This is a genomic window from Pusillimonas minor (assembly GCF_014237865.1).
In the GTDB taxonomy this organism is placed as follows: Bacteria; Pseudomonadota; Gammaproteobacteria; order Burkholderiales; family Burkholderiaceae_B; genus Neopusillimonas; species Neopusillimonas minor.
This window is the reverse complement of record NZ_JACJUU010000001.1, coordinates 181,804-198,888: the sequence shown is the minus strand read 5'-3', so window position 1 is coordinate 198,888 and position 17,085 is coordinate 181,804. Positions and strand designations below refer to the sequence as shown.

Annotated in this window: 20 protein-coding genes; 3 read left to right on the top strand and 17 right to left on the bottom strand. The window is 58.9% G+C overall.

The window, feature by feature from the left end; all coding sequences use genetic code 11:
• Positions 1 to 8: 8 nt before the first annotated feature.
• From fliP to fliF, 11 genes are read right to left on the bottom strand one after another with little or no spacing between them, the layout of a single operon-like run.
• The gene (fliP, locus tag GTU67_RS01055; protein WP_185778340.1) at positions 9 to 803 is read right to left on the bottom strand and encodes a flagellar type III secretion system pore protein FliP; all 795 of its coding nucleotides are present in this window, start codon (positions 801 to 803) and stop codon (positions 9 to 11) included.
• Positions 800 to 1,093, bottom strand: a complete 294-nt coding sequence (fliO, locus tag GTU67_RS01050; RefSeq protein WP_185778339.1) for a flagellar biosynthetic protein FliO — start codon at positions 1,091 to 1,093, stop codon at positions 800 to 802. Before fliO ends, fliP begins: the two co-directional genes overlap by 4 nt.
• Positions 1,094 to 1,097: 4 nt before the next feature.
• Positions 1,098 to 1,733, bottom strand: a complete 636-nt coding sequence (gene fliN, locus GTU67_RS01045; protein ID WP_185778338.1) for a flagellar motor switch protein FliN — start codon at positions 1,731 to 1,733, stop codon at positions 1,098 to 1,100.
• Positions 1,726 to 2,739, bottom strand: a complete 1,014-nt coding sequence (gene fliM, locus GTU67_RS01040; RefSeq protein ID WP_185778337.1) for a flagellar motor switch protein FliM — start codon at positions 2,737 to 2,739, stop codon at positions 1,726 to 1,728. The genes fliN and fliM overlap by 8 nt, the downstream gene beginning before the upstream one ends.
• Complete coding sequence (gene fliL, locus GTU67_RS01035) at positions 2,740 to 3,195, bottom strand: flagellar basal body-associated protein FliL (protein WP_185778336.1); 456 nt, start codon at positions 3,193 to 3,195, stop codon at positions 2,740 to 2,742.
• Positions 3,196 to 3,226: 31 nt separating this feature from the next.
• On the bottom strand, positions 3,227 to 4,708 hold the full coding sequence (locus tag GTU67_RS01030) for a flagellar hook-length control protein FliK (protein WP_249417477.1): 1,482 nt from the start codon (positions 4,706 to 4,708) through the stop codon (positions 3,227 to 3,229).
• A 12-nt stretch (positions 4,709 to 4,720) separates the two neighbouring features.
• Positions 4,721 to 5,170 carry a flagellar export protein FliJ gene (gene fliJ / locus GTU67_RS01025; protein ID WP_185778335.1) on the bottom strand — a complete coding sequence of 150 codons (450 nt, stop codon included), beginning with the start codon at positions 5,168 to 5,170 and terminating at the stop codon, positions 4,721 to 4,723.
• Complete coding sequence (gene fliI / locus GTU67_RS01020) at positions 5,157 to 6,626, bottom strand: flagellar protein export ATPase FliI (RefSeq protein ID WP_249417475.1); 1,470 nt, start codon at positions 6,624 to 6,626, stop codon at positions 5,157 to 5,159. Before fliI ends, fliJ begins: the two co-directional genes overlap by 14 nt.
• The gene (fliH, locus tag GTU67_RS01015; protein WP_185778334.1) at positions 6,619 to 7,452 is read right to left on the bottom strand and encodes a flagellar assembly protein FliH; all 834 of its coding nucleotides are present in this window, start codon (positions 7,450 to 7,452) and stop codon (positions 6,619 to 6,621) included. The genes fliI and fliH overlap by 8 nt, the downstream gene beginning before the upstream one ends.
• Positions 7,445 to 8,446, bottom strand: coding sequence for a flagellar motor switch protein FliG (gene fliG, locus GTU67_RS01010; RefSeq protein ID WP_185778333.1), 1,002 nt, complete (start codon positions 8,444 to 8,446; stop codon positions 7,445 to 7,447). Before fliG ends, fliH begins: the two co-directional genes overlap by 8 nt.
• Positions 8,433 to 10,088 (bottom strand): flagellar basal-body MS-ring/collar protein FliF, encoded by a 1,656-nt coding sequence (gene fliF / locus GTU67_RS01005; protein ID WP_185778332.1) that lies wholly within the window; start codon positions 10,086 to 10,088, stop codon positions 8,433 to 8,435. The genes fliG and fliF overlap by 14 nt, the downstream gene beginning before the upstream one ends.
• Positions 10,089 to 10,457: 369 nt before the next feature.
• Between fliF and fliE the strand changes: the two genes are divergently transcribed.
• Complete coding sequence (fliE, locus tag GTU67_RS01000; RefSeq protein ID WP_185778331.1) at positions 10,458 to 10,790, top strand: flagellar hook-basal body complex protein FliE; 333 nt, start codon at positions 10,458 to 10,460, stop codon at positions 10,788 to 10,790.
• Between the two features lie 125 nt (positions 10,791 to 10,915).
• Here fliE and GTU67_RS00995 read toward each other — a convergent pair whose 3' ends face one another.
• The 6 genes from GTU67_RS00995 to GTU67_RS00970 all read right to left on the bottom strand — a co-directional run bounded on the left by GTU67_RS00995 (position 10,916) and on the right by GTU67_RS00970 (position 15,327).
• On the bottom strand, positions 10,916 to 11,218 hold the full coding sequence (locus GTU67_RS00995; protein WP_185778330.1) for an EscU/YscU/HrcU family type III secretion system export apparatus switch protein: 303 nt from the start codon (positions 11,216 to 11,218) through the stop codon (positions 10,916 to 10,918).
• Positions 11,211 to 12,575 carry a flagellar hook-length control protein FliK gene (gene fliK, locus GTU67_RS00990; RefSeq protein WP_185778329.1) on the bottom strand — a complete coding sequence of 455 codons (1,365 nt, stop codon included), beginning with the start codon at positions 12,573 to 12,575 and terminating at the stop codon, positions 11,211 to 11,213. Before fliK ends, GTU67_RS00995 begins: the two co-directional genes overlap by 8 nt.
• Positions 12,572 to 12,928: a flagellar protein FliT gene (locus GTU67_RS00985; RefSeq protein ID WP_249417474.1), complete on the bottom strand. Its 357-nt coding sequence runs from the start codon at positions 12,926 to 12,928 to the stop codon at positions 12,572 to 12,574. The genes fliK and GTU67_RS00985 overlap by 4 nt, the downstream gene beginning before the upstream one ends.
• 51 nt (positions 12,929 to 12,979) lie before the next feature.
• Positions 12,980 to 13,420, bottom strand: coding sequence for a flagellar export chaperone FliS (fliS, locus tag GTU67_RS00980; RefSeq protein ID WP_185778328.1), 441 nt, complete (start codon positions 13,418 to 13,420; stop codon positions 12,980 to 12,982).
• Positions 13,417 to 14,820, bottom strand: coding sequence for a flagellar filament capping protein FliD (gene fliD, locus GTU67_RS00975; protein ID WP_185778327.1), 1,404 nt, complete (start codon positions 14,818 to 14,820; stop codon positions 13,417 to 13,419). Before fliD ends, fliS begins: the two co-directional genes overlap by 4 nt.
• Before the next feature lie 111 nt (positions 14,821 to 14,931).
• Positions 14,932 to 15,327: a flagellar protein FlaG gene (locus GTU67_RS00970; protein ID WP_185778326.1), complete on the bottom strand. Its 396-nt coding sequence runs from the start codon at positions 15,325 to 15,327 to the stop codon at positions 14,932 to 14,934.
• A 209-nt stretch (positions 15,328 to 15,536) separates the two neighbouring features.
• Here GTU67_RS00970 and GTU67_RS00965 point away from each other — a divergent pair, with 209 nt between their 5' ends.
• Positions 15,537 to 16,298, top strand: coding sequence for an RNA polymerase sigma factor FliA (locus GTU67_RS00965; protein ID WP_185778325.1), 762 nt, complete (start codon positions 15,537 to 15,539; stop codon positions 16,296 to 16,298).
• 98 nt (positions 16,299 to 16,396) lie between these two features.
• A complete protein-coding gene (ribA, locus tag GTU67_RS00960) occupies positions 16,397 to 17,005 on the top strand; it encodes a GTP cyclohydrolase II (protein ID WP_185778324.1) in 609 nt (202 codons plus the stop codon).
• The last annotated feature ends 80 nt before the right edge of the window (positions 17,006 to 17,085 follow it).

The following is a 17,085-nucleotide window of genomic DNA, read 5'->3' as shown; positions in this document are numbered from 1 at the left end:
GCGTTGTGCTACTGGGAAAAGCTGCGGGCCAACGAACCCAGCAACAGATGCCAGCCATCGGCCAGAACAAACAGCATGAGCTTGAACGGTAGCGAAATGGTTACCGGCGGAACCATCATCATACCCAAGGCCATCAAGACGCTGGCAACGACCAGGTCGATGATAAGAAAAGGAATGAAAATGGTGAAGCCGATCTGGAAGGCGGTTTTTAGTTCGCTGGTGACGAACGCCGGCACCAGCACGCGAAGCGGAACGTCTTGCGGGGTTTGAATATCGCCGATGTTGGCCATATTGGCAAACAGTGACAGGTCGGTCTCACGGGTATGGCTGAGCATGAAAGCATGCAGGGGCCGCGACCCGGCTTGCAGCGCGGCCTCGAAGGACAGGTCGCCGGTGCTTAGGGGCAGGTAGGCTTGTTCGTAGATTTGATCGAAGACCGGCGCCATGGCAAACAAGGTCAGAAACAATGCCAGACCAATCAGTACCGAGTTGGGGGGCGACGCACCGGTACCCATGGCGTTACGCAGCAAACCCAGCACAATGATGACGCGGGTGAAGCCGGTCATCATGAGCAGCATGGCCGGCAGGAACGACATCATGGTCAGCAGCAACAGGGTCTGCAGACTGAGAGAGTAGGTTTGTTCGCCGTTCGCACCCGGCGTGGCGGTAAATGCCGGCATGCCCTGCGCCGCGGCGCCAATGGCAAAAGTGCTGCCTACAATAAACAGGACAACCAGGAATAGGGCTTTTAACGGGACTCGGGACAGCTGAGTCGCGCAGACCGACAATAAGGGCGTGTTCATGGCAAGTCTTGTGTCACGCGGGTTTCGGGGGGCACGGCGCTTGCCGGGGGCAGCGTATGCAGCAACGAAATATTTTGAGGCGTGACGCCCAGCACCAGCCGGGTGTTTTCGACCTCGACAATGGTGATAAAGCCGCGGCCGCCCAGGCTGTACGAGCTTACAACCTTGATGTCTTGCTGGCTGCGGCCACGGATAAGGCCGGCCCGTCGGGCCAGCCATGCGCCGCCCAGAATTAACGCCAGAATGAATAGCAGAGCCAGAATCGGCTGCAGGACTTCAGGCGCATTCATGGGCTTAACGGCGGCTGTTGAGTCGGTGCAGGCGGTCGGAGGGTGTAATGATGTCGGTGAGGCGAATGCCGTACTTGTCATCGACCACGACGACCTCGCCCTGGGCAATTAAGTAGCCATTGACGAAAATGTCCATGGGTTCGCCCGCCAGGCCGTCGAGTTCGACCACCGAACCTTGCCCCAGCTGCAAGATATTTTTGATGGTGAGCTTGGTGCGCCCCAGTTCGACCGAAAGCTGGACGGGGATGTCCATGATGAGGTCGATATCGCTGTTGCCGCCGGTGCCCGAACCTATGAGTGGCTGGAATACCTGCTGGGCTGCGGGTGTTGCAACGGGTGCAGCGGGCTCCGGCGACGAAAAGTCGTTGCCGGCCGATGCGCCGGCGGTGTCCTGGTCTTCGGCGACGCCCGACTGTGTGGCGGCGGTTTGCTCTGCCAGCGCAGCGGCCCAGTCATCCATATCGTCTTGCAAGCCATCGGCCTGTGTGGGGCTGCGCGAGGCGGCCGCTTGTTCAGACAGTGCGGCTGCCCAGTCGTCGTCAAGCTCTTCTGACAAACCGCCGGCCTGTGCTGGGTCTTGGTCGGACAGACCGTTGTTGGCTGCGTTTTCTTTATCGGGATCTTGAGTCGGATCAGTCATGGTGTCTTGCTCGGGTTAATTCGTGTTCTATTGGTGCCAGGACTTTCTGTACACGCAGCGCGTAACGGTTATTGAAGGTACCGTAGCTGCATTCGAGGACCGGGACGCCGCCCACGTGGGCGGTAATAGTGGGGGACAGTTCAAGCGGCAGAACGTCGTTGATCTTCATGCGCATGAGTTGGCCGATTGTGCTTTGAATCTGGCCGAATTCGGCGACCATTTCGACGTCGGCACTGCGAACCTCGTTGGCGAGCTGGTTGGTCCAGCGGCGGTCGACCGCGTCGGATGACGAGTCTTGCAACGGGCGCGACAGGACATCGCGGATGGGCTCGATCATGGAGTAGGGCAGGCAAATATTCAGGTTGCCGCCCGATGCGCCCAATTCGATGTTGAACGAGCACACAACAACGACCTCGTTGCCGCTGGTGATGCTTGCAAACTTGGCGTACATCTCGGAACGGATGTATTCGAGTTCAAGCGGATAGATGTTGTCCCAGCAGCTTTTGTAGCAATCGAGCGTTGCGTTAAGCAAACGACCAATAATGCGCTGTTCGGTGGTGGTAAAGTCGCGCCCTTCGATGCGGGTGTTGTAACGACCACTACCGCCAAACAGGCTGTCGATGATGAGAAACACCAGGTTTGGGTCGAAGGTGAACAACGCTGTGCCGCGCAGCGGCTTGAGGGCCACCATATTAAGGTTGGCCGGCACAGGCAGGTTGCGCTCGAAGTCGGAGTACTTCTGGATTTTGATGGCCGACACGGTGATGTCGGCGTTGCGTCGCATGAAGTTAAGCAAGACGGTGCGCAAACGGCGCGCAAAACGCTCGTGAATGAGCTCGAGCGTGTGCATGCGATGACGCACGACACGGTCGGGTGAGCTTAAGTCGTAGGGCCTGACCCCCGTGTGCGCGTCGTCGGACGACGGCGAAGCGGGAGTTTCTTCGCCGGAGACCGTTGCCAGGATGGCATCTACTTCATCCTGAGATAGAAAATTCGAATACGACATTTACTGGATGACGAACGCGGTGAAAAGCACGTTTGAAATTTTTGGCTGATTAGGGTTGGGGAAGTAAGGTTGCGTCAGCGAGGCGACGATGTCGGCGGCAAGCTGGTTACGACCTTCGTTGCCCTGGACATAACTTGGCGTGTTTTTTGTAAGCTCTGAAATAACGCGGTTGCGCACTTCGGGCATGTATTCGCGCAGGTGTTCGCGCGAAGCCTCGTCGTCGACCCGAAGGGTGATTTCAACATACAGAATGCGCGAGGTGTGATTGTCGCGCAGCGTTACGGTGAAAGGATCGAGCGGCAGGAAGATGGGTTTGGCCGGTGGTTTGGCTTCGACCACTTCGGCGCTGTCTGCAGGTGCACCCAGCATACCGGACGTTTTCAGGAAGTAGAAGGTGGCACCCAGGGTGACCGCCATGATCGCAATAACAAGTAACGCAAGTTTCAGCAGTTTCATTGGTTAAGGGTCGGCTTTTTTAACGTTTTAATCAGGCAAATGTATCAACCTGACCATTATGCGTGCTTTGGGGGCGTGATGCCAGCGCCGTGTCGGATTGATCGAGGGCTGTACCCGAATTCTGGGCTGTGCCAGACAGGCCGGCGCGCCCCGAATTATTACCGTTTTCTGCCTGCTGCTGGCCCTGGCCTTGATCGCTGACAGATGTTTGACCCAGCGAAATACCCGCTTGTGCCATTTGCTGCTGAAGTTGCGGCAGGGCGTTTTCGACCGCAGAGCGTACTGCTGCGTGAGGCGAAACAAACATGGCCTGGGCCACGCCGTCGTTGATATTGATGGAAATGCGGATTGGGCCAAGATCGGGTGGATCGAGGCGCAATTCGATGGATTGCAGGCCGTTTTTAAGTGACTGGCTGACTTGCGATACTTGCTGGCTGAAGTCGTTGCCCCACTGCGGGTGCCCAAGCGGTGTCGCGACGAGCGGTGAAGCCCCCGAAGCCGGTGCGCCAGACGCAGTGAGTGGCATAGGCGCAACCATAGCGCCGGTCTGCGAGGCGTTGTTCAGGGGAAGCGGCTCGGTACCGCGTACGTCGGCGGCCTGCACGTTGAAATCGGTGGCGGCAACGCGAGTGGCGATTGTTGCGTCGGCGGTGCCCTGGCTTTGTGCAATTTTGTTGGCCAAAACGTCACGTGCGCCGGCGTTAAGGCGTGCTTGCCGGTCGAGGTGGTCGGCGCGTTGGCTGACGTCGGCCAGGGTGATGGCGGCACCGGCTTTGTTCGTGTTGGTTTCGCGGGCCGATTGCGCACGCAAAATGGTGTCGGCAGGGTTGCGTTCGGTTGAATCGGTTGCTTCGGTGCTGTTGGTCAGGGAAAAACGCTGCGATGTGTCGCGCGATTCTGACTGACGCCCGGCAGCCGTGGCGGCGACCAGGTTGGCATCGTTAAGCCGCGCAGCGTTACCACGAACGCCTTCGTCGGCAAGTGCGGATGTGCGCTGCGATTGCGATGTCAGGGCAATTGTGTCGGCATCAACCGCGTTTTGGCGGCCGACAGTTGGGGCGCCATCGGTGTCGGTTTGCGCGTTACGTGCTGCCAGCTGCACCTGGGCCACAGCCAAGGCAAGGCTTGACATTGCCGCGGCCGTGTCGGCGCCTGCTGCAGGCGTGGCCTGGGCGGCATCGTTGGCTGCTGTCTGGGTGTCTTGGCTGGCTTGGGTGTCGGCCGGTTTGCCCGATTGAGCGCTGTCGGTGCTACCTGTGCTTTGGTTGCTGTTACCTTGGGCGTTTTGTGCCCCGTTGCCGCCCTGATTGCCCTGGGTGGCCGTATTTTTTTGGGCCGGGGCGCTGTCGTTGCTTTGCGCCGGCTTTTTGGCGGGCGCTTGAGCGGCCTTTTGCGAACCCAGAACTTCGGAGAAACGGGGGCCGTTGGCATTGGCGTCGGGCGAAGACTGGCTGGCCTTTGCAGGCGGCGCAGAAATCATGTTAAGTACCGAGGCCGGATTTTGTGCGTTCATGGCGTTACCCTGTTAGTGGGTGTTGTGATGACGACGAAACTGATTGCTGGATAGCTCGTCGGTCATGATTTGTTCTTTCCGGTTGTCACGCTGGATGCGTTCTTGCTCTTGGCGCGACAACAAGGTTTCGTAAGATGTTAACTGGCGTTTGTGATCGAACCACCGCTGCTTGCCCTGTTCGAGTTTTTGGTCGAGCTGGGCCACTATCTTATTTTGCTGCGAAATGGCCTCGTCCAAAGTGGCGATAAACTGCCTAAAATTGTGATAGTTCGCCGCCGATATGCCAGACGCCGTGGCTTTTTCAAGGCGTTCGACATAGTCTTGCCGGTAAACGTACAGTGTAGACAGCTGCGCCTGGGCGTCGTCCCGCGAGGCATTCAGGTTTTGCAATTGTCGTGCCGCCTCGTTGGCCTGGTTCTGGGTCAGGTCAATTAGCGTGTGCATGGGGTTATGCTTTGCCATTTACGTCTCCAGTGGCCGGGTGGCCAAGCAGGCCGGCCAGCTCTTTGCTGGCCCGCGTGTAGTCGATCCGGCTATTAATGCTCTGCTGCAAATAAGCTTCAAGCCATGGGTATTTTTCGATGGCTTCGTCAATTTTCGGGTCGTTGCCCTGGCGGTAAGCGCCTACGGCGATAAGGTCGCGGTTGCGCTGGTAGCGCGACAGCATTTGCTTGAACTGATGCACCATGCTGAACTGGGCCTGGGGCACAATGGCGTTCATCACACGCGATATCGACGCTTCGATGTCGATGGCCGGGTAATGGCCGGCTTCGGCCAGCTTGCGCGACAGCACAATATGACCGTCAAGAATGGCCCGGGCAGAATCGGCGATAGGGTCTTGCTGGTCATCGCCCTCGGTTAGTACCGTATAAAACGCGGTAATAGAGCCTGCAGGTTTGCCGCCGACAGGCGCGCCGTTACCTGCGCGCTCGACCAGCGCCGGCAGTTTTGCAAATACCGAAGGCGGATAACCTTTGGTGGCTGGCGGTTCGCCAATGGCCAGGGCGATTTCACGCTGCGCCATGGCGTAGCGGGTAAGTGAATCCATGATCAGCAATACATTTTTGCCCTGATCACGGAAATATTCGGCCAATCGGGTAGCGTATACGGCGCCCTGCATGCGCAGCAGTGGCGACACGTCGGCCGGCGCAGCAACGACAACGGCGCGCTTGCGGCCCTCCGGCCCCAGATTGTGCTCAATAAACTCTTTAACTTCCCGGCCTCGTTCGCCAATCAGGCCCACCACAATAATATCGGCTGCGGTGTAACGCGCCATCATGCCCAGCAAGACGCTTTTACCGACCCCGGAACCTGCAAACAACCCCATGCGTTGCCCGCGCCCAACCGTAAGCAGCCCGTTGATGGCACGCACGCCAACGTCTAGCACAGTGTCGATGGGCGCCCGCGCCAGCGGGTTGATGATGTGTGCGTTGAGGGAGGCTTGCGAGACGTGGTTGACTGGGCCAAGGCCGTCGAGCGGGCGCCCGGCGGCGTCGAGCACCCGGCCCAACAGGGCGTCGCCCACTGGCAGGTGCCGGGCCTGCGACGTTAGCGGGGTCTCGTCGGCTTCTTCGGGCGTGCGGTCGTCGACCTGGACGACGGTGGTTTCGCCTGGAATAATGCGGGCCCCTGGGGGCAGGCCGGAAATATCACTTTGCGGCATCAGGTAAAGCGTGTTGCCGTGAAAACCTACCACCTCGGCGTCTGCCCAATGGTTATGCCGGGGGGATATTTCGATTTTGCAGGCGGCGCCCACGGCCAGTCGCAAGCCGGTTGCCTCGAGCACCATACCTGTTGCACGGGTTACCCGGCCGCTGGCGTTCCAGGATTCGATGGTCGAGATGCGGCGAGAAGCATTTTGCAGCCGATTGCTCCAGCGCGCGGCCATTTGTGGCAGGGCAGCCTTGGCTTCAGTCATGGCCGGTGTCCCAGGACGGAGATTCGCGCAGCGTGCCGGCAATACGTTCCCAGCGCGTTTTGAGCGTGGCATCGATATCGCCTAATGACGTTTCGGCGTAGCAACCGCCGCGTTCGATGCGTGGGTCGGCTTCGAGGTGCCAATGATGCATGCGAGGGTCGTCTGACAAATGACGTTTGACCAGCGTCAGGTCTTCGGGGTGCATGCGCAAACGCATCAGCCCGTTGCCTTCGCCGTGGTCGGTGGCCAGAATATCGCGTACGGTGTCGAGGATGGTTTCCGGTGTGGCTGCCAGGGTGGAGCGGATAACTTGTCGGGCAATATTCAGGGCCAGATCAACCAGTGACTCGGCCACCTGGTTATTGAGTGCATTGACCGATGCCGCACAAGACTGGGCAACGCTTTGGATTTGACTGACTTCGGCAGCACTGATGGCGCGGCCTTCAGCCAGCCCTTTTTCGTAGCCTTCGCGGTGCCCGGCCTGAAATCCTTCGTCGTGGCCGCTTTTCAGGCCTTCGGCCTTGCCCGCCGCAAATCCTTCAGCGTGTCCCTGTTTTTGTCCGGCTTCACGGCCTTCCTGAACGGCCCGTTCGCGCGCCTCTTGCCCGATGCGGGCGACCTGAGCGACGACATCTTCGGGGATGTCGTTGGTGGCTTTAACCGGTTGCCGCGCCGGCGCGGCCTTTTGGGTGGTTTTTTCTTCGGCCAGGCGACGCGCCAGACGGCCGCCTGGGGCAGGTGCAGCCGGTTTGCTGTTGCCCAGGTCGGTCATTTCCCAGCGCTGCCATGCGCCAGGGTCGTTGTGATCGTGATTGGCGTCAGACATACTCGTCGTTGCCCAGGCGTGTCAGGCTGATCTGGCCTGTTTCGGCCAGGCGGCGTGCCACAGCCAGAATGCCTTTCTGGGCTTCTTCGACTTTAGACATGCGAACAGGACCTTGTGCTTCAAGGTCGTCGCGCAGCATTTCGGAGGCGCGATTGGACATATTGCCCAGGAACTTGTCGCGCAGCTCTTCGGGTGCGCCTTTGAGTGCAATGGTAAGGCTGTCGGTGTTGATTTCTTTGAGAATAAGCTGGATTGCCGTGTCTTCGATGTCGACGAGGTTCTCGAAAACGAACATTTCTTCGCTGATGCGCTGGGCAAGATCGGCATCGAGTTCGCGCAGATTGTTCATGACGGCATCTTCTTCCGACGAGGTCATGAAATTGAGAATCTCGGCTGCGGTACGAACGCCGCCCAGCTTGCTGCGTTTGGCGCCCTGACCCGACAGCAAGTTATTAAGCACGTCGGTCAGTTCGGCCAAGGCCGCAGGTTGCACACCACCGAACGTGGCAATACGCAGCATGACGTCGTTGCGGAGCCGCTCGTTGAGTAACTCGAGGACAGCGGATGCCCGGTCACGCTGCAGGTGAACCAGGATGGTGGCGATGATCTGCGGGTGTTCGTCGGCGACGAGCTCGGCGACGCTTGCAGCGTCCAGCCAGTTAAGCGCGTCGATACCGCCGGCGCCGGCTTCGGCGTCGAGGATGTCTTCGATCAGGCCGGCTGCCCGATCGGTACCCAGCGCTTTGGTCAGCACCGAGCGGATGTAGTCTTCAGAGCCCAGGCTGACGGCCATGAACTGGTCGGCCTCTTGGCGGAAGTCGGCCAGAACCTTGTCGACATCGCTGCGCGTGAGCTGCTTGATGCCGGCCATTGAACTACTGATTTGCTGGATTTCGGGCGGCGAGAGGTGTTTGAACACCTCGGCCGCCGCGTCTTCGCCCAGCGACATGATCAGAATGGCACAGCGTTCAGAGGGGTCTTCAAGGTTTGCCATTTTTTTCCATCCATGAGCGCAAGACCATGGCGACTGCACGCGGGTCTTTTTCGGCCAGTTCGCGCGCGGCCTTCAGGTGGTCTTCGTAGCGAGTGATTTCGGATGCGCGTTTCAGGACATCGTCTTCGCCGTCGGATTGGGTGCCGGCCGCGCCGGCCAGAACGACCTGTTCGCGCTTGGCGGTCAGGCTGTCGATGGCTGGCTTGCCGATTTTGCGCCAGACAATGAACAAGGCGATAGCGATGAGCAGGTACTCGAGCCCTTTGAGCGCGAGCGCATGATATTCGGGGTCTTTCCAGACCGGCAGTGCAACGGTGGTGTTTTCGTTGAACGGGCTGTTGATGACGCTGACGGTGTCGCCACGCTCGGACGAATAGCCCATGGCATCGCGCACCAGGCTGTTCAGGCTGTCGAGTGTTTCTTGGGACAGGGGAACGTATTCGCCTTCGGCATTGGGCTGGTAGTTGACGACGACGGCGACAGACAGCCGGCGCAGTTTGCCAACAGGGTCTTTGACGTGGCTGATTGTGCGGTCGACTTCGTAGTTGATGGTCGAGTCGCGCCGGATGTTGGCCGGCCCGGCGTCGGCGCCCTGAGCGTCGTCTTGGTTGGCGGCTGCATTGGCGTTGTCGCCGGGTTGTGCGTTAGGGTTGTCGCCCGGGGGGACGACAATGGGTGCGGCGGCATTGGCCGGGGGCTGATTGGTTAGCGCGCCCGGCACGCCGGTGGGCGGAAGGTTGTCGAACTGGTCTGACGCGCTGCGCTGTTCGCTGCGCACGGCCGCTTCACCCGGGTTTTGATTGGGGCGATAGACTTCGGAGGTTTGTTCGCGCACCGAGAAGTCGACATCGGCGCTGGCCTGGGCCCTGACGTTACCGGCGCCCACCAGTGGCGTCAGGAGTGTCATGATGCGCTGAACGGTACGTTGTTCGATGTCGTTGACCAAAGACCGGCGAGAGTTTTCGAGGCCGGCTTCGCCAGTGGGCGAGGTTAGCAGTCGACCATTTTGGTCAACGATGGAAACGCTGTCGGAGGTGAGATTGGGGACGCTGGAAGAAACCAGCCAGGTGATTGCGGCAACCTGGGCTTCACTGAGTGTACGGCCTGGATACAGCGTGACCAGAACTGACGCTGTGGGGGGTTGACGGTCGCGCACAAACAGGCTTTCGCGCGGCAGTGCCAGGTGTACGCGTGCCGACTGAACCGCATGAACGGCCTCGACCGAGCTGGCCAGTTCGCCCTCGAGGGCGCGTTGATAGGTAATTTGTTCGGTGAACTGGCTGGCCCCGAACCGGGTATTGTCGAGCAGTTCGAAGCCCGCGCCGCCGGCACGGGGCAAGCCTTGCTCGGCCAGTTGCAGGCGGGTGCGGTGCACCATGTCGGCCGGAACCATGATCGACGTGCCGTTGTCGGAGATTTGATGCGGCACGTTCATTTGCGTCAGGGCCGTGATAATGGCACCGCCGTCCCGGTCTTCAAGGTTTGAAAACAATGTGCGGTATTCGGGCGGACGTGACCACAGAAAGGCCACCACAATAAGCGCAACCAGTACCGAAGCTGCACCAATAAGCGCGGGCTTGGGTATGGCGCCCAATTTTGACAGCATGGGGAAACGAGCCAAAAACGCGGCGGCCTGGCTCATTGAAGACCTCGGGGACGACACACTTGTGCTACGGGTAAAGCGGTTGATCGGACAGAGTGCAAGTTACGCATTCGACTAGACGTTAATAATCGGAGCGTAGATTATTACTTGTCTGCCGGTGGTCGCAAGCGCCGAAAAGCACCGCTTTTGGGTGCCTTTTCGCTCTAACGGCAATCTTTTGGCAAAGTTTAGGTCGCCGCTTCTATTTATTTTTCTTGTAATGCTTTGATAGCTAGGAACAAATCTTGTTTAGATTTGAAACGCAAGAAAAGCCGGGGATAAATCGGTTTATTGTTGGCCTTTGGCATGATGGCGCCGGGCTATAGTGGCACAACTGACACCCGCGTGTCGACCATCAAGATATTTGTTATGGCTATTCAACAATCCTCTGCAATAGAAAACGTTCTGGCCCAAATGCGGTCTGTTGCCCAGGCGGCGCAGGCACAGCCGGCCAATAATGGCGCGCCCGCCATCGAGCCGGGTGGCTTTGCCAACGAGCTTCAGCGTTCTTTGCAGCGCGTGGCGCAAATGCAAAACTCTGCCACGGCGCAAGCCAAAGCGTTTCAGTTGGGCGACCCTAACATCGCGCTTAACGATGTCATGATCGACATGCAGAAGGCCAGCGTAGCGTTCCAGGCCACAGTGCAGGTACGTAACCGGCTGGTTGCGGCCTACCAGGAAATCGCCAGCATGCCGGTGTAACCGGGCGCTTGGCGGCAGGCTGGTACGGCACCGTAAAGCCCGCCGTTGTATTGGTTTAAAAAGTTTGGCCCGCGTTACGAACTGCACCCCAAAAGTTGGACATCAATCCGACCTTGGGGTGTTTTTCATTCGGGCTTGAATTCGTCTTTCCGGGAATCAAGCGCATACAGCCACGCCAGAATTTCGGCGATTGCCTGATACAGTTCCGGCGGGATATGCTGGTCGAGGTCGACCTGCATGAGCAGGCCCACCAGCTCGGGCGACTCGTGTACGTACAGCCCGTTTTCTTTAGCTGTGCGGATGATGGTTTCGGCCAGTGAACCATAACCTTTTGCCACCACCCGGGGCGCTGTGTCGTGTGCGTCGTAGGTTACCGCTACGGCCGATGGCCGGTGCTTGTGCAGGTCGCCTGGCCCGGGCTTAATCATGCTGTCGCTCCGGGTCGTTTTGGTCGATGACGAACTGGCTGAGCGCCAGGCCCGAGGCATTGAAACTGGCACGCAGGGTGTCGCTGTTTGATGACAGAATGTTGGCCGAATCGGGGGCGACCATATGCATCAAGACTTGCTGCCCAACCAAATTAATACGCACCTGAACTTCGCCCAGGTTGGGTAAATGCAGCGTCAATCGTGTGGCCCAGTGTTGTTGGTTATCTGCAGCCGCTTCACCGGGTTCGCGTCGCTGGATTTCGAGGTCCATGGGGGCATTGGGCCAGGCTTCGCCCCGCCAGGCCACGGTCTGGTTGGCCAAAACCTCGAGTTGTTGGCGAACCAGCAGGTGTGTTTCGGGGTGCAGGCCGCTAAGGGCCGTGCTGACTTGCGGTTGTGGGGTGGCGGCCGCTGGCTGAGAGCTAGCCGCTGAATTTGCCGTTGTGCCAGCCGGTGCGCCGGCTGCGTCGGCGCGGGCAGACGCATTTGCCGCAGTTGGTGCAGTTTGCGTTGTGTTGGTTGCGGTTGCGGCGGCGTTTTGCCCGGCAGCAGGCGTGCCCGATGTATTGCCGGCGGCATTTGCGGCCTGTTGCGTTAGTTGCGCCTGTGGCTCTTGGCGTACCGTGGGCAGACTGGCTTTACCAAATGCCATATTGCTTAAGTGCGATTCGTAAAACAAGCCGCTGGTTTGCAGGGCGTTGCTAAGCGCCTGGCTGAAGGCTTGCACCGAAACACGCTGGGCAAAAAGCGCTTGTGCTGTGGTGCTTGTTTGGGCTGTGCCTTGTGCCGGTGTGCCCGTGCCTGGCCCAGACGAGGTTGTTTGCTGTGCGCCGGCTGCCGGGGCGCTGGTGCCGGTGTTTGCCTGCTGTGCTGGTGCGCCGCCCGTTGACGCTGCCGTTTGTTGGCCTTGCGCCGGCTGGCGCCCGCCTTCGGAGGGCGGCGGGACCAAAGGTTGCCGGCCTTGAACAGGGGCTGGCTGCTCGGGGAAGTTCATGAGCAAAGCAAGAATGGTACGTGCCGCATTGCCCAGTGTGGTGGGGGCCGATGGCGTGGTGCCCGTGTTTGGCCCTTCTTTGGCGGCGCCCAGCAGCCCTTTGTGGGCCTCGAGTTTGCCGCGTTCGATCTGTTGACGAACCTGCTGTTCGTTTTGCAGTTGTGCGCGGTCAACGGCTTCGCGCGGCTGGCGATTGACCTGGTTTTGAAGTTGTTCGGCACGTACGGCTTCGGCGGCCTGAGAAACAGCGTCTGGGCGTGCCCCCGAGGCCAGGTTGGTTTGTTGCGCCAGTGTCGTGCCCAGGGCGGCGTCGATGCGCTGCACCAGCAGTGTTCCCAGGCCGGAAGGGCCTCCGACGCTCATGATTGCGTTTTAGGCTGCGCCAGGTAGGCCTGCACTACATTTTGCTGGCGCTTGATACTGCCCAGCATGTTGCCCAGGCGTTCGAGCTCTGGCGCGGCCAGGTGCCGAATGCGTGCGTCGTCGTTGAGAATTTTGGTAAGCAGCGGCTTGCGGGCCATGCGGTCTTCGTCGTCGAGCGGGCTGAGCGCGCGTAGTGACTCGACGGCCTGACAATACTCTTGCCCCACCGAAATGACCGACTCCCAGTCGTTCTGGGACGCCAGTCTGACCATTTTGTCGGAGAGTTCTGCGATCAGTTCGTACTGGCGCAGCGTGGGCGTAGGTTCGGTCATAGTTGTGTGGGCGGCGAGCATGTCGTGGTCTTTAAGTTGCCTGCGCCTTTAAAGGACGCAGGGGTGGGGGTATCAGGCTGCTGCAGCACCATTTTTTGCCTTGGGCGTGTCGACGGAAGTCTTCCAGGCATCGGCAATTTCGCGGAGCATGTTTTCGGCAAGGTCGAGCTTGCTGATGTCGTTGCGCAAGTTGGCCAGCATCAGGTGGCTGATCATCAGGTCGTAGGTGGCCGACAGGTTCTTGGCCAGGTCACCGCCGGCTTCCATGTTAAGGCTGGCTTTCAGGCCCGATTCGATAATGTCGATGGCCTTGGATAGCGCCACGCCGCGCCCTTGCGCGTTGTTGTTTTCCATATATAGCCTTGCCTTGGCAATGGCAGCCAGCGCGCCATCGTAAAGCAAGGTAATAAGGCGCTCGGGCGATGCGCTGAGCACTTCGGTTTCGAGACCGATATTGGCATACGCCTGAACCGAGCGATTGGCACGTGGGCCACGGGGCATGGAATAGGTCATTTTTTCGTCTGGTTGCTCAGGTTTTCGAGGGCCGACAACTGTGTGGTGAGGTAGCTGCTGACCGAGTTCATTTCGGCAAGCATGGTGTCGAGCGCCGAGAACTGCTTTTGATAAATGGCCATACGCGAATCGATACGCGCCGAGGCGGTGTCGTACTGTTCTTTAAGCGTTTCGATGGTCTGATTAACGCCGTTGGTTGCCGACGTGATGGGCCCGTTGCTACCCAGCAAGTTGTCGGTAATTTGCGTCATGCGTTCGGCTATGCCCAACGGCCCTTGCAAGAAGCTGGCGATATCGCCCTGGCTGTCTTTCATGGCTTTAGCCAGCTCGGCGGTGTCGAGTTTCAGTTCGCCGTTCTGGTAGTTGAATTCGATACCCATGTCGGCCAGTGAGCGGATGTCGCCCGAACTGCTGCTGACGGTCAGAATGCCGCGTACCTGGTCTTGCACCCGGCGGGCCATGGAGTCGCCGGTCAGGACATTACCCGTTTGGGTTTCGGTGTTGAACGACGTGAGCGAGCGGATTGTGCCCTGCAGACTGTTGTAGGCATTGACGAAGTTGGTAATGGCCTTGGTGGCGGCTTCGTCGTCGCGCGATACGGTAAGGTTTAGCGTTTTGCTGGCATCTTCGGCGTTAAGCGTAAGCGTTACACCTTCGATGGCGTCTTCAACCGTATTGGTTTGGCTGGTAATAGCGACGCCGTTGATGTCGATTTTGGCGTTGCTGGCGGCCTGTTCGCTAACGGTAGAGCCGGCGTTGCCGAAATTGAGCAGGTCGGCCAGGGGTTCGCCGCCGCCACCGTCGGTGTTGCCGGCTACGCTAATGTTGGTAAGCGCTGCATCGGTACCGGTGGTTGTTGACGTAATAAGCAGGCGGTGCGGGGTGCCCGAGCCGTCGTTCAGTACGGTGGCTTGCAAACCCAGGGTGTCGTCGCCGTTGATGGCGGCAATCAGGCCGTCGATGGAGGTGTCTTCGCCGGTGAGGTCGAGCGTTTTGGTACTGCCATCGCCGTAGGTAAAGGTGATGACGCCGCCTTCGCCCAGGGCGTCGGTGCGGCTGGCAACACCTTGGGTGACCAGCGATTGCGTTGTGGCCAAGGTTTCGACTTTGACTTTGTAGCTGCCGGCAATGGCGTCGGCCGATGCGGTGGCCGACAACCCGTCGCCACCACTAACTGACGTTTTAAGGGTCGTGAAGGCTTCGGGCTTGCTGAGCGCGGTTGTGGCGCCTTGCAGGGCCTCGACTGCGCTTTTGATGCGGCCATAAGCCGACAAACGATTTTGTTCGGAAGTTTGGCGGTTTTTAATAACCGTAAGTGCTTGACTCTCGCTGGCACGCAGATCGGCCAGCAGATCCTGAAGCGGAAGCCCCGAACCAACACCGATCGAAGTAATAGCCATTTTGAATCTCCTTGGGGTTATTTTTACCGATTACGGGTTAGTGTAAACCCGTGTGCAACCGACAGAATGTGGTCTATTTTGTCGGTTTGAGGCGTTGTGGCCTTGCGGGCCTTACGCTTTTGTATCAACGACCTGCCCTTGCAACTGGACAATCATTTTTGCCACCTTCAGGACGGCATCGCTGGGCACCGTGCGAATGACTTCGCCGGTGTTGTTATCGACGATGGACACCACAACGCGCTGGGCGTCTTCATCGACGGTAAAGCGCAACCCGGTAGACCAGGCCTGCATGCGGGCATTCAGGTCTTCGAGGGTTTCGTCCAGGCCTCGGGCCGAGGTGTCTTGTTGCTGTTGCTGCTGGTCTTGTGCGTTAAGCCGTGCGTCTAGGGCGCTTTCGAGTGCGGTAACCACGCGGGCGGGTTCGGGCTGGCTGACAACACGCCCCGCGTCTTGCGCCTGAATGTTCACGGCGGTGGTTTGCGGGGACGAAGATAAAGGGTTAATCATGACGCATGCTCCCGAGGCGATATGACCAGGCAGGTTATTATTAACGGATAACGTGCTTAACGGCAGTTGTCGGGTCAACTTTAGGTCAATGGCTCAAATTACAGAATAACCCGGCGAATACCGGCTTGATCCGGCGAATTTGTAGCAAAAAAACTACGATAATTGGCGCAACGGGCTTATTGTTCCCCTGTTCAACGTTTAAAACAAGTATGTCGCTCTCGGAAGATCAACTGGTTGGTCAATACGCACCCATGGTGCGACGTCTGGCCTTGCAGCTTATTTCAAAGCTGCCGCCCAGTGTCGAGCTCGACGACCTGATGCAGGCCGGCATGATGGGCTTGCTCGATGCTGTGCGGCGTTACCAGCAAGTGCCCGATGCCCAGTTCGAAACCTATGCCGTTACGCGTATTCGCGGCGCCATGCTCGACGAGCTGCGCAGCCAAGACTGGCTGCCCCGCAGCGTACGTACCAAGGCGCGTGCCATCGAGCAGGCCGTTCACAAGCTCGAACAGCAGCTCATGCGTCCGGCGACCGAGGCCGAAATTGCGGCCGAGCTCGATCTTCCGCTTGACGACTACCAAAGCATGCTTGAAGACGCGCGCGGGGTTCAGGTCGTGCACTACGAAGACCTTGCCCGCTTTCAGAATGATGCGGGCCATGCCGGCGAAAACGTCGGCGACCCCGACGAAACGCATAGCCAATGGGCCAACCCGTTGCAGCTATTGATGTCTCAGGGCCTGCGTTCGGCGTTGGTCGATGCCATTGCCCGGCTGCCCGAGCGCGAGCAATTGTTGTTGTCGCTGCAGTTCGAGCAAGACCTGAACCAGAAAGAAATCGCGGCGGTGCTGGGCGTAACCGAGGGTCGCGTTTCTCAGTTGCGGTCTCAAGCCATTGCGCGTATCCGGTCGGCGCTGTCCTCGGGTGCCTGGGACGAAAACCCCAGCGAGATCGATTTCCAGAACTTGCTATAAACGCGTCGCCTAGCGCTTGTCTGGCATTGCGCGGGGCAAACAGTGTTAATCTTGCATTTATTTGCGGCTGTTTCAGCGCATACGCAGAGTATCTCAAATTGGATTACGTCGATTCTTGTCAGTTGCCCACGCCTTGGGCTGTTTTCACGCTTCACGCCTTTGTTTCCCCCGACACCGGAAAAGAGCACGTTGCCCTGACGTTGGGTAATGTCGCCGACGGGCAACCTGTGCTGGCGCGTGTGCACTCCGAGTGCCTGACCGGCGATGCCTTGTTCAGCCAGCGTTGCGATTGCGGCGCCCAGCTAGAAACCGCGCTGCAAGTTATTGCCAAAGAAGGGCGGGGTATGTTGCTTTACCTGCGTCAAGAGGGTCGTGGCATTGGGTTGGTAAATAAAATCCGTGCTTACCAGTTGCAAGACCAGGGCGCCGATACCGTCGAGGCCAATGTTCAATTGGGCTTCCCTGCCGATATGCGTCGCTACGATATTTGCAAGCCTATGCTGGCGCATTTCGGGGTGTCGGAGCTGCGTTTAATGACCAACAACCCCAAAAAGGTCAACGCGCTTACCCAAGCCGGCATTAATGTCGTCGAGCGTTTGCCTTTGCAGGTGAATCGGAACCGCTACAACGAGGGGTATTTGCAAACCAAGGCCGCCAAGCTCGGCCACTGGTTTGCCACACACGCCCCGGTCGACGAGCAAGAATAGTTTCCGCCCCGGTTCAACGGTGCCGGGTAGCGCAACCCGACGATAGATCGTACATTTTTCTTTTAGCCATTCGGGCTGCA

Excerpts from the sequence above, each read along its gene's own strand:
- fliP (WP_185778340.1), bottom strand. The coding sequence starts at position 803 with ATGAACACGCCCTTATTGTCGGTCTGCGCGACTCAGCTGTCCCGAGTC.
- fliO (WP_185778339.1), bottom strand. The coding sequence starts at position 1,093 with ATGAATGCGCCTGAAGTCCTGCAGCCGATTCTGGCTCTGCTATTCATT.
- fliN (WP_185778338.1), bottom strand. The coding sequence starts at position 1,733 with ATGACTGATCCGACTCAAGATCCCGATAAAGAAAACGCAGCCAACAAC.
- fliM (WP_185778337.1), bottom strand. The coding sequence starts at position 2,739 with ATGTCGTATTCGAATTTTCTATCTCAGGATGAAGTAGATGCCATCCTG.
- fliL (WP_185778336.1), bottom strand. The coding sequence starts at position 3,195 with ATGAAACTGCTGAAACTTGCGTTACTTGTTATTGCGATCATGGCGGTC.
- GTU67_RS01030 (WP_249417477.1), bottom strand. The coding sequence starts at position 4,708 with ATGAACGCACAAAATCCGGCCTCGGTACTTAACATGATTTCTGCGCCG.
- fliJ (WP_185778335.1), bottom strand. The coding sequence starts at position 5,170 with ATGGCAAAGCATAACCCCATGCACACGCTAATTGACCTGACCCAGAAC.
- fliI (WP_249417475.1), bottom strand. The coding sequence starts at position 6,626 with ATGACTGAAGCCAAGGCTGCCCTGCCACAAATGGCCGCGCGCTGGAGC.
- fliH (WP_185778334.1), bottom strand. The coding sequence starts at position 7,452 with ATGTCTGACGCCAATCACGATCACAACGACCCTGGCGCATGGCAGCGC.
- fliG (WP_185778333.1), bottom strand. The coding sequence starts at position 8,446 with ATGGCAAACCTTGAAGACCCCTCTGAACGCTGTGCCATTCTGATCATG.
- fliF (WP_185778332.1), bottom strand. The coding sequence starts at position 10,088 with ATGAGCCAGGCCGCCGCGTTTTTGGCTCGTTTCCCCATGCTGTCAAAA.
- fliE (WP_185778331.1), top strand. The coding sequence starts at position 10,458 with ATGGCTATTCAACAATCCTCTGCAATAGAAAACGTTCTGGCCCAAATG.
- GTU67_RS00995 (WP_185778330.1), bottom strand. The coding sequence starts at position 11,218 with ATGATTAAGCCCGGGCCAGGCGACCTGCACAAGCACCGGCCATCGGCC.
- fliK (WP_185778329.1), bottom strand. The coding sequence starts at position 12,575 with ATGAGCGTCGGAGGCCCTTCCGGCCTGGGAACACTGCTGGTGCAGCGC.
- GTU67_RS00985 (WP_249417474.1), bottom strand. The coding sequence starts at position 12,928 with ATGCTCGCCGCCCACACAACTATGACCGAACCTACGCCCACGCTGCGC.
- fliS (WP_185778328.1), bottom strand. The coding sequence starts at position 13,420 with ATGACCTATTCCATGCCCCGTGGCCCACGTGCCAATCGCTCGGTTCAG.
- fliD (WP_185778327.1), bottom strand. The coding sequence starts at position 14,820 with ATGGCTATTACTTCGATCGGTGTTGGTTCGGGGCTTCCGCTTCAGGAT.
- GTU67_RS00970 (WP_185778326.1), bottom strand. The coding sequence starts at position 15,327 with ATGATTAACCCTTTATCTTCGTCCCCGCAAACCACCGCCGTGAACATT.
- GTU67_RS00965 (WP_185778325.1), top strand. The coding sequence starts at position 15,537 with ATGTCGCTCTCGGAAGATCAACTGGTTGGTCAATACGCACCCATGGTG.